The organism is Sporosarcina aquimarina (assembly GCF_033253705.1).
GTDB lineage: Bacteria > Bacillota > Bacilli > Bacillales_A > Planococcaceae > Sporosarcina > Sporosarcina aquimarina.
Genome location: NZ_JAUBDH010000018.1, coordinates 1 through 8,685 on the forward strand (window position 1 = coordinate 1; position 8,685 = coordinate 8,685).

The 8,685-nt window shown below is 39.9% G+C and carries 9 protein-coding genes and 3 pseudogenes; 4 read left to right on the top strand and 8 right to left on the bottom strand.

Features of this window, described 5'->3' with window-relative positions:
• Positions 1–508: 508 nt before the first annotated feature.
• The 4 genes and pseudogenes from QT716_RS16110 to QT716_RS16125 all read right to left on the bottom strand — a co-directional run bounded on the left by QT716_RS16110 (position 509) and on the right by QT716_RS16125 (position 3,567).
• Positions 509–922 (bottom strand): hypothetical protein, encoded by a 414-nt coding sequence (locus tag QT716_RS16110; protein ID WP_317937189.1) that lies wholly within the window; start codon positions 920–922, stop codon positions 509–511.
• Positions 919–1,371 carry a hypothetical protein gene (locus QT716_RS16115; protein WP_317937190.1) on the bottom strand — a complete coding sequence of 151 codons (453 nt, stop codon included), beginning with the start codon at positions 1,369–1,371 and terminating at the stop codon, positions 919–921. The genes QT716_RS16110 and QT716_RS16115 overlap by 4 nt, the downstream gene beginning before the upstream one ends.
• Positions 1,372–1,672: 301 nt before the next feature.
• On the bottom strand, positions 1,673–2,863 hold the full coding sequence (locus QT716_RS16120; protein WP_317937191.1) for a cytochrome P450 family protein: 1,191 nt from the start codon (positions 2,861–2,863) through the stop codon (positions 1,673–1,675).
• 231 nt (positions 2,864–3,094) lie between these two features.
• Positions 3,095–3,567, bottom strand: a pseudogene (locus tag QT716_RS16125) (DUF4188 domain-containing protein).
• Between the two features lie 294 nt (positions 3,568–3,861).
• Between QT716_RS16125 and QT716_RS16130 the strand changes: the two are divergent.
• Positions 3,862–4,014, top strand: a complete 153-nt coding sequence (locus QT716_RS16130) for a hypothetical protein (RefSeq protein ID WP_317937192.1) — start codon at positions 3,862–3,864, stop codon at positions 4,012–4,014.
• A gap of 4 nt (positions 4,015–4,018) precedes the next feature.
• Here QT716_RS16130 and QT716_RS16135 read toward each other — a convergent pair whose 3' ends face one another.
• The 3 genes and pseudogenes from QT716_RS16135 to QT716_RS16145 all read right to left on the bottom strand — a co-directional run bounded on the left by QT716_RS16135 (position 4,019) and on the right by QT716_RS16145 (position 5,870).
• On the bottom strand, positions 4,019–4,741 hold the full coding sequence (locus QT716_RS16135; RefSeq protein WP_317937193.1) for a hypothetical protein: 723 nt from the start codon (positions 4,739–4,741) through the stop codon (positions 4,019–4,021).
• 453 nt (positions 4,742–5,194) lie between these two features.
• Positions 5,195–5,659 (bottom strand): annotated as a pseudogene (locus tag QT716_RS16140) (DUF4188 domain-containing protein); the annotation flags it as partial.
• A gap of 19 nt (positions 5,660–5,678) precedes the next feature.
• Entirely contained in the window at positions 5,679–5,870 is a 192-nt protein-coding gene (locus QT716_RS16145) for a DUF6440 family protein (RefSeq protein ID WP_317937194.1), read from the bottom strand.
• A gap of 186 nt (positions 5,871–6,056) precedes the next feature.
• On the opposite strand from QT716_RS16145, the gene QT716_RS16150 reads away from it, so the two are divergent.
• From QT716_RS16150 to QT716_RS16160, 3 genes are read left to right on the top strand one after another with little or no spacing between them, the layout of a single operon-like run.
• Positions 6,057–6,494: an SWIM zinc finger family protein gene (locus tag QT716_RS16150; protein WP_317937195.1), complete on the top strand. Its 438-nt coding sequence runs from the start codon at positions 6,057–6,059 to the stop codon at positions 6,492–6,494.
• 12 nt (positions 6,495–6,506) lie between these two features.
• Positions 6,507–7,691: a hypothetical protein gene (locus QT716_RS16155; RefSeq protein ID WP_317937196.1), complete on the top strand. Its 1,185-nt coding sequence runs from the start codon at positions 6,507–6,509 to the stop codon at positions 7,689–7,691.
• 35 nt (positions 7,692–7,726) lie between these two features.
• On the top strand, positions 7,727–8,173 hold the full coding sequence (locus tag QT716_RS16160; protein WP_317937197.1) for a GNAT family N-acetyltransferase: 447 nt from the start codon (positions 7,727–7,729) through the stop codon (positions 8,171–8,173).
• 31 nt (positions 8,174–8,204) lie between these two features.
• Here QT716_RS16160 and QT716_RS16165 read toward each other — a convergent pair.
• Positions 8,205–8,561: pseudogene (locus QT716_RS16165) on the bottom strand (DUF4188 domain-containing protein); the annotation flags it as partial.
• Positions 8,562–8,685 lie beyond the last annotated feature (124 nt).

An 8,685-nucleotide genomic window follows, 5' to 3' on the forward strand; every position in this document is an offset into this window, starting at 1 on the left:
CAAGACAGCATTAGAATGAAATATCGAAAAGCCCTTTTTACAGAGCAAAGTGTTGAGTCTTAATTGACGAAAACTGTTGAGTGTTATTTTTCAAAAACTGTTGAATCCTACTTGACGGTTACACTGGTGTGTAAGGACGCATCCTATCTCTTGAACCGGTCAGTATCTCATATTCTGGATATTCTTTTTTCCATTTTGCTTTTTCGGAATAAAATCGATAGTTCCAGTTGACTTTATAGTCATTGACGGACAGGTTTCGGTAACCGTCCTGATTGCATTGAGGAACTTTAATGCGAAAACGGGTGCACCGAACTTTCATGTTTGTTTAAACATTCACGTTTATTTTGCACACAGGCACCCAAAATCCAAATTATGTGTGGTCCATGAACTTTCAATTAAAAGGATTACTTTTCCACTTATTGCATAGGGTTCTAAGAGTATGAAAAGTTTATAGAACCCATGCTAAAAAGCATCAAGAAAAAACGTGAACAATTCAGGTAGGTAACTGTTAATCAAAAAAGTTCTTGAAACGCTCTTTTACATTGTTAGTATTAATTTGAATAAGACGATGTAATTTAGATAACTCTAAAGGAAAAGAGTATTTCGACTCGATTTCATCATCGTATTTTAAAAAACTAGTAGGGCTGTTAAATCTATCATCTGTTAAAGTTAAAAAGAAAAAGTCATCCAAGTAATATTCATCTTCTTCATAATAAACTTTTTTCTCATACTTACCAACTACAACTCTACCTGTTTTCCCATCAGAATAATATGCATCTTTAATAATGGCTCCGTCCAAAGTTCTGTCGATTAGATTGCTATAAAAGTTTTTAGCGACAATTGTCCATTCTATTTCTGACTCATTTGTTTTCTTAGTCAAGGCTTTGATAAATAGTTCTAGATTTAATTCATTTTTCTTCATTTTGTAGTCTCCTTAATATGATCATTGTATTCATCCAGTTCATTTTCTAAACGCACAATAATTTCAAACAGCAACTCACTAATGTGATCTCTATTTTGTTTAGTAACACTATTAGGATTGTTGATTTTCTTGCGTAATTTTTTTAACTTTCTTTTAGTAGTCATTGTTAGAATATCATCATAAAGACTGAGGGAAATAATTCCTTCTTTAATATTTTGTACGTCGAGTCTATTGAACTCTTTTAATAGCCCATATGAGGTATTTATTTGTAATAAGATTGAACCCTTAGTTTTTTTATATCTTATTCTTAAATGATTTTTGGTGAAGTTTTTTCTGATTTTAATAGTGTTGTTGCTTATATAAATTCCAATTAAAAGACTTATAAAACCAAATAATGTTCCTGCAATAGAAATCCAAAACCCCCATAATGTCATGATTTCATTATTCATAAGTTTATCATCCACCATTGTTGAAATATTCTTGTCATAATATAGTATACTCTCTATCTCATTTGAAGAGAATAAATTTCCAGTTTATTGTTCACTCCAAAAAAAACTGCCACTGTGCACCGAACAATTCAGACACAAATTAAAATCAAATTAGATCCATATTGTGGACAAGAACCTTGATTTCAAAGACCTATGCACAAAGTTTAACATTTGTTTAGCAAACAAACACTTGAAACCTAACACTCAAATTTAATGTACCTAAAAAGGGCCGCTCAATGGAGTGGCCCTTTTTTTGATTTCATTATAGAGTTAGCGGTAATTCTTTTACACCGCGGACGACCATGCCTGGTCTCCAGTCTAGTTCGCTTGTTTTCCCCTTTAGTTGTATGTTGGGGAAGCGCTGTAGGAGGCTGTTGATTGCAATTTCGCCTTCGAGACGAGCGAGTGGTGCACCGAGGCACATGTGAATGCCTTTTCCGAATGCGAGGTGTTTGCTTTTCTCGCGTGTAATATTGAAAACGTCTGCGTCCGTGTATTGGCTTGAGTCGCGATTCGCAGAATTCAATGCAATGATCACTAATTGACCTTTTTGAATCGATTGCCCTTTGAATTCAAAATCATCTTTTGCCCATCGTGATGTACTGAATTCGACGGGTCCCTCGTACCGGAGGGATTCCTCGAGCGCTGTGTGAATCAGTTCGGGTCGTTCTTTCAAAAGTTTTAATTGTTCAGGGTGCTCGAGTAAAGACAAAATGCTGTTGCCAATTAAGTTCACGGTCGTTTCGTGTCCTGCTATGATGAGAAGGGAAACGACGCCATATAGCTCTTTTTCGGTCAATTTGTCGCCTTCTTCTTCGGAAATGATAAGTTGGCTGAGCAAGTCTTGTTGAGGATTTTTCCGAGCTTCTGCAAACTTTTCGCCAAGGTACTGAGTGAACTCCCTTGTATGAAGCGCCATGTTTTCCGAATTTTCCCCAGCTGATCCTTCAATCATCGTGTTCGACCAGAGTCGGAATTTCTCGCGGTCTTCTTTTGGAATACCTAAAATTTCACAAATTACGATGATGGGCAGCGGGAATGCAAACTCATCGATCAGATTCATGTGATCTTTTCCGCTTGCTTCGTCAAGAAGTTCGTCCGTAATTTCTTGGATACGTCCGCGCATTCCTTCAATCATTCTCGGCGTGAAGGCTTTTTGTACGAGCCCCCGTAATCTTTTGTGATCAGGCGGATCGGCAAATAACATGTTATGGGTGAAAATACTTTCGTCTTCTTTGCTGATGCCCATTACGCCTGCCATGTCTTTGCTGAATCTAAGATCTTTCAATGCTTCTACAGCATCTTCATACTTCGTAATCATCCATGCATATTGACCATCTGGGAGAAGGAAACGGTAAACAGGTTCCGTTTCTCTAATTGTCTCGTAAGTGGGATAGGGGTTTTCGTTAAACTCTTTCGAAAATATAGTATGTGTCGATTTGTTCGAAGTCATCTGCATTCTCCTCTCTAATCTACGAAGCGCACATGTCAATGAAAGGACGGAATTCCTTAATTGTATAGCTGCAAATTATCCTTTACAACCATTTAGGATATTTAAAGTTTTTAATTGAATCAATTAAGAATGGGGCAGGAGCACCAAAATTTCTTGTTCGTTTAAACATTCAGGTTCACTGTGTATACAGGCGCTTATAGATTTACTACAACACATAAAGCGGCCATCCCATCATCGAGAAAGCCGCTTTTTTGCCGTATGGTTTTCACTTGTAATCGGCTTACACTTCGTCGCTTTGCCAAGTCCATATTGTGGCATGTTGACATAGACGGATTCGTACTGGCCTTTAGGGATGACGTACGTTTCGTGATAGATCCCGACAGCACCGTTATTCATCGTAAGACGTTTGAACTTTTTCCAAGCTTTCATATGCCGTTCGTTTTTTGAGTAGGTAAGCAGGTCGTCAAGTGACCGCCAGTACTGGATCATAGCAGTTGTGCGCAGTCCGAAGTAATTTTCAGCTGAATGGAAACCGAGTTTGCTTTTATGAGTGTACAATTCCTTGATCATGCCTGGCATTGCGAGAAACACGAGCAGCCATTTGTGATAGACAGTATTTTGTTGATGCGCATGCCGATTGTGAACACGATGATATCTTCCGAGTTATCGGCGGTATGTCTGCCGGGAAAAACAGATGGTGGCATTAGGGTTCTCCTCCTTTAATCAGTCCTGTATTGCGTATTTATCCAACACGACATCTCCGTTTTCGTCCAACAGCGCTGTCATCCCACCGGAGTATCCATCCCGAAAAACCTGCGCCTGCACCGTACAATTTAGACACCATTCGGAATTTTTTTGGAGTTGCCTCGTGCACAGGAGGCCTAATTTGTGTTTGAACATTCATGATCGTTTTTCAAACATGGACTTTTGACTAAGAAAAAATTACCAAGGCATCTTTGAAAAGTGTATAATCAGTTTAAGTAGAGAGGAGAATTATAATGGCTGTAAAAGATAATAATAAAAACAAAAAAAACTTTTCGTATGAAAAACCTGGATTTAACGATCCGAAACGTCAAAAGTCTTCGTTAGACAAACCTTCTTTTGTGCACGAAGAACCACCTGCACAACCAAAAGTGAAACCTAAAAAGTAGCCTGTTACTTTTCAATATCCTCATCTTTCATTTGTCTACGATAGCTTTCTAAAGTCGCCTGACATTGAATGCTATCGTAGATTATTATTTTTATTTCAGCCTTAATATCGAAGAAAACCTCTTTGACATCCAAAGTATATTTTTCATCTATCTTCCCCCATAAAGTCATATTCTTTAAAACAATATTCTTTTCAGCCTCATATGTTCTTGACACATTTTTTATTTCGCCAATCTCGAATTCATCATTATTAAAAAGCTTAGTTATCTTTACAACTTGAGCCTCTTGTTTTGAGAATATAGTATCCCAAACAGTAGCATCCTTTGACAAAGGCGCTTTATTATTAGACACTCGAATGTCATTAACTCTTTTTAATATATAACTATAAAGACTACCCGAAATAATTCTAGCGAGAAAATAACCGGTTATAACACTTAATACAGTATAATACAAAATAAAAATGAAGTTATTCGATAATGAGTTTAAATCTGTAAAGCTTTGGATTTGGGGAAACTCAATAGGGTAATAGCTATTAAATTTATAAATAAAACGTAATAGATGATAAATACCTATTACTACAATATTAATTGGTATCCATAAGATTGCGCTAGCAGCTAAAATTTCAACCCCTTGATATCTAACAGTAGGAGTAAAACCGAAAAGCTGAATTCCGAAAAACGCTACTAATCCTGGAAATGTGAATATTAATAGTGATAAAAATGCTTCCATGTTTTATACCTCATCTGAAAAAAATAGTTTAAAAGCATTATACCATTTATCAACAAGTTAAAATATTAGTTTTTAGCTACCTATTATATTCATGACATAATTTAGAAACGTATACCTTTGCATGATAAGCTTAGAGTTACCTGGACTTCAAACAATTCATACTGTTTTATTGTGAAGCTTATTTCACTAGTAGCAAAGCATTCTTTCACAACTCTTTAACTTTGTAAACAATCGATCAATAGCTCCTGCCTACCTCATCTGCAATTGCTAGGTCTGTGATATTCAATTTCTTTGATTTGATAATTATTTCGATTTCTTGAGATATATATGCTTTCATTCTTTTTTTAACCCGTGCATCGTACAATTCAGACACCTTTCAGTATCACTCCAAAGTTGTGTCGCACACAAACGGCCCAATAATTCAATAAGTAAAGCGGCTTCCCATAACTGGAAAAGCCGCTTTTTTGCCGTCTGTTTTTCAATTGTGATCGGTATATGCTCAATCGCTTTACCAAGCCCATATTGTGGCATGTTCACATGTACGGACTCGTATTGACCTTTTGGAATAATGTATGTTTCATGATAAATCCCGACTGCGTCGTTATCCGCTGTAATACGGTTGAACGTTTTCCATGCTTTTAGATGCTGGTTGTTTTTCGAGTAGGCGAGGAGGTCGTCAAGGGACCGCCAGTATTGGATCTTTGCAGTTGTCTGAAGTTCGAAGTAATTTTCGGTTGAATGGAAACCGAGTTCGCTTTTATGTGTGTAAAGTTCCGTGGTCATGCCTGTCATTGCGAGAAAAACGGGCAGCCATTTGTGGAAGCACAGTCTTTTGTCAATGCGCATGCCGATGATGAAAACAATGATGTCTTCCGAGTTATCAGTGGTATACCTGCCAAGAAAAATAGAAGGCGGCATTAGGTTTCTCCTCCTTTAATCAGTCCTGTATTACGTGTTTATCCACCACGACATCTCCATTTTCGTCCAACAGCGCCGTCATCCCGCCGGAGTATCCATCCCAGCTGTATAGGTAGTGGACACCGGTTACTGTGTCTACCAGTATTTTCACGACCGATAATTTCCCTTCCTGATGTATGGTCTCGAACCGTCTTTTTTCACGTTCTTTCATAGATAACCCCTTCATTTGAATGTGGTACTTCCTTTACGTTTCAGGCGTAAGAAAGTTTCCATCTTAGCTGCCGTGTACTGTACAATTTAGAATCATAGGCAACACAATCGAAATACCGGACTGGTCTAAGCTATCAAGTCCGGTTTAGCTTATAAATTATTGTTCTACTAGAAAGGAGCGAAGCTGATGAAACTCCAAGACTTCCAATTCTATGTCGACGAGATCATTGTCAATCGTGGATATGACTATTATTCAAAAGGGTTCGTCACACTGAAAGGAACCAAAGAAGAGGAATACCGGTTTCAAGTGAGTGGCAGTGATGAGTACGGAGTGATCGTTACGCTCGGTTCGAAGGACGAGATTCTATCCTCTTATTGTGATTGCCCTTATGATTACGGACCTGTTTGCAAGCATGAGGCGGCTGTTTACTTTGAACTGATGGATGAATTCGACTCGCCGAGTGAAGTACAGAAATCTCAAAATTTGGTTGAAGTGCTTGAAGGGTTACGGAAAGAGCAGCTGGTGAGCATTCTTGCGGAATTGGCTGAGGAGGACGAAACCTTGGAAAGTCGGCTGTTAATGAGGTATTCGGACAATGCCGGTCCCTCCGATTTGAAAAGATGAATCCGCTCCGTTGTGGACAAATACTTGAGCAGGGGGGGGTTCATTGAATATCGTGATACAAGTCATTTCGCAAGTGAGTTGGGGGAATGTCTTATTCGTATTGAAGAAAATGCGGATGGAATCGGAGCTATGGACCAAGCATTTATGTTACTAGAGGAAGCAATCAACGCTTTTCAATATGCAGATGATTCCAGTGGTGACATTGGCTCTTTAGTAGAGGAAACACTTGCGACAATTGAGACAGTTGTGGCCGATGCGGTTCGGCTGAAACCAGGCGAGCAACAGGAGATTTTTGATAAACTTCTAACGAAAAGTGAGCATCCAATGTTTGATGGATGGCCAGAGTTTCAAATCACTTTGTTGAAAGTTTGTGCGGATGTTGCTGGCAGTCCTGAACAGATAGAAAGTTTTCGTCGGAAAGTCACATCGATGATTGATGAAACCAGCACGGACTATTACCGACGATACCAAAATGAAGAGCTCTACCGCCTGCTGTTCGAGATGATAGAACAGAACGGCTCAGGGAAAGAAGCTGAAGATTTTATCCATGACCATCTTCAGTATTCATCATTCCGCGAACAGCTGATTCGAATGTACCTGGTCAAGAAGCGATACAAGGAAGTCATCCAGTTGGCTTCAGAGGGGGAACAGTCGGACAAGAACTTACCTGGACTTGTGCAGAAATGGAAAAGGTTGCGATATTCTGCGTACCAAGGGCTGTCTATGAATGCGGAACAGTTTTCATTAGCAAAAGAGTTATTTTTGGATGGGGACTTTTCGTTTTATCACGATTTGAAAGCACTCTCCGAAGACCCGAATCAGTTATATATCCAGCTGAAGCAGGAAGTGCAAAATGGAACGGGATGGAAGGCAAAAGGCTTGTTTAAGAGTCTGATCGAAGAGGAAAACGATCTGGTTGAAATGCTTGCATTCGTACAGGCGAATCCAAGACATATTGAAGACTATACAGGTAAGTTAATCGGCACATATCAAGACGATATCCGGCAGATCTATGAGGAACATATTATGGGGGAAGCCCATAGAGCTTCAAATCGCAAAGGCTACCAAAGTGTTTGCCAAATGATCAGACGGTATGGAAAGCTAGTCGGAAAGCAGCACGCGCAATCGATAGCGGACAAGTTGAGGACTAACTATCCAAGAAAACCCGCGTTTTTGGATGAATTGAGTAAAATTTGATGAAGGATATGGGGTTATAGAAAGAAGGCATAGTAATGAAACTGGAAATAAAACCTGTAGAGGATGTAAACCGGGCGGAAGTACTCGCTTTACAGGTGCTTCCTGAACAGCAGGGGTTCATTGAAACGCCGGCTGAATGTCTGAAAGAAGCGGAGGAGTGGCCGGAGTTCCGGCCGGTCGGCTTGTATTCTGACGGAGAGCTGGTGGGATTTGCGATGTACGGTGCGCTGCGGGACAGCGCGGGAGGCAGAAATGTGTGGATGGACCGGCTACTGATTGACGCTGGGCACCAGGGGAAGGGTTATGGTAGACAGTTCACCGAATTGCTACTAACGAGATTGGCAGCAGAATACGGCGAACAGCCGATCTATTTGAGTGTCTATGAGGATAATATGGGAGCGAGAAAGCTGTACGAGTCGCTCGGATTTCAATTTATCAACGAATATGATGCAGACGGGGAATGGATTTATCGAAGAGAGTAAATTCCCTGCAACACGAAAGGCGGCCATCCCCTCACCGGGAAAGCTGCTTTTTTGCTGTCTGTTTTTCACTTGTAATCGGCATAAGCTCCGTTGCTTTACCAAGCCCATAGTGCGGCATGTTCACATACACGGATTCGTATTGGCCTTTCGGGATGATGTACGTTTCATGATAGATACCAACGGCGTCGTTATCCGCGGTGAGCCGGTTGAACTTTTTCCAAGCTTTCAGATGAAGTTCATTTTTCGAGTACGCGAGCAAGTCGTCAAGGGATCGCCAGTATTGGATCATGGCGGTGGTTCGCAGTCCGAAGTAATTTTCGGCCGAATGGAAACCGAGTTTGTTTTTATGTGTGTACAGTTCCTTGATCATGCCTGGCATCGAGAGAAATTAGTCAAGCCCCTTAAAAATGGACACGAAAGTTTATGTACAATTGTGTGTTATGCGCTTTCCAAATACCGATTCAGAAATGCCGTAGGAGACAAATAACCTAAGCGTTTTTGGCTACGTATTT

What these genes read in the sequence shown, in the direction of transcription:
- QT716_RS16145 (WP_317937194.1), bottom strand. Translation starts at nt 5,870, where the DNA reads ATGAAAGAACGTGAAAAAAGACGGTTCGAGACCATACATCAGGAAGGG.
- QT716_RS16120 (WP_317937191.1), bottom strand. Translation starts at nt 2,863, where the DNA reads ATGACTTCGAACAAATCGACACATACTATATTTTCGAAAGAGTTTAAC.
- QT716_RS16130 (WP_317937192.1), top strand. Translation starts at nt 3,862, where the DNA reads ATGGCTGTAAAAGATAATAATAAAAACAAAAAAAACTTTTCGTATGAA.
- QT716_RS16150 (WP_317937195.1), top strand. Translation starts at nt 6,057, where the DNA reads ATGAAACTCCAAGACTTCCAATTCTATGTCGACGAGATCATTGTCAAT.
- QT716_RS16110 (WP_317937189.1), bottom strand. Translation starts at nt 922, where the DNA reads ATGAAGAAAAATGAATTAAATCTAGAACTATTTATCAAAGCCTTGACT.
- QT716_RS16160 (WP_317937197.1), top strand. Translation starts at nt 7,727, where the DNA reads ATGAAACTGGAAATAAAACCTGTAGAGGATGTAAACCGGGCGGAAGTA.
- QT716_RS16115 (WP_317937190.1), bottom strand. Translation starts at nt 1,371, where the DNA reads ATGAATAATGAAATCATGACATTATGGGGGTTTTGGATTTCTATTGCA.
- QT716_RS16135 (WP_317937193.1), bottom strand. Translation starts at nt 4,741, where the DNA reads ATGGAAGCATTTTTATCACTATTAATATTCACATTTCCAGGATTAGTA.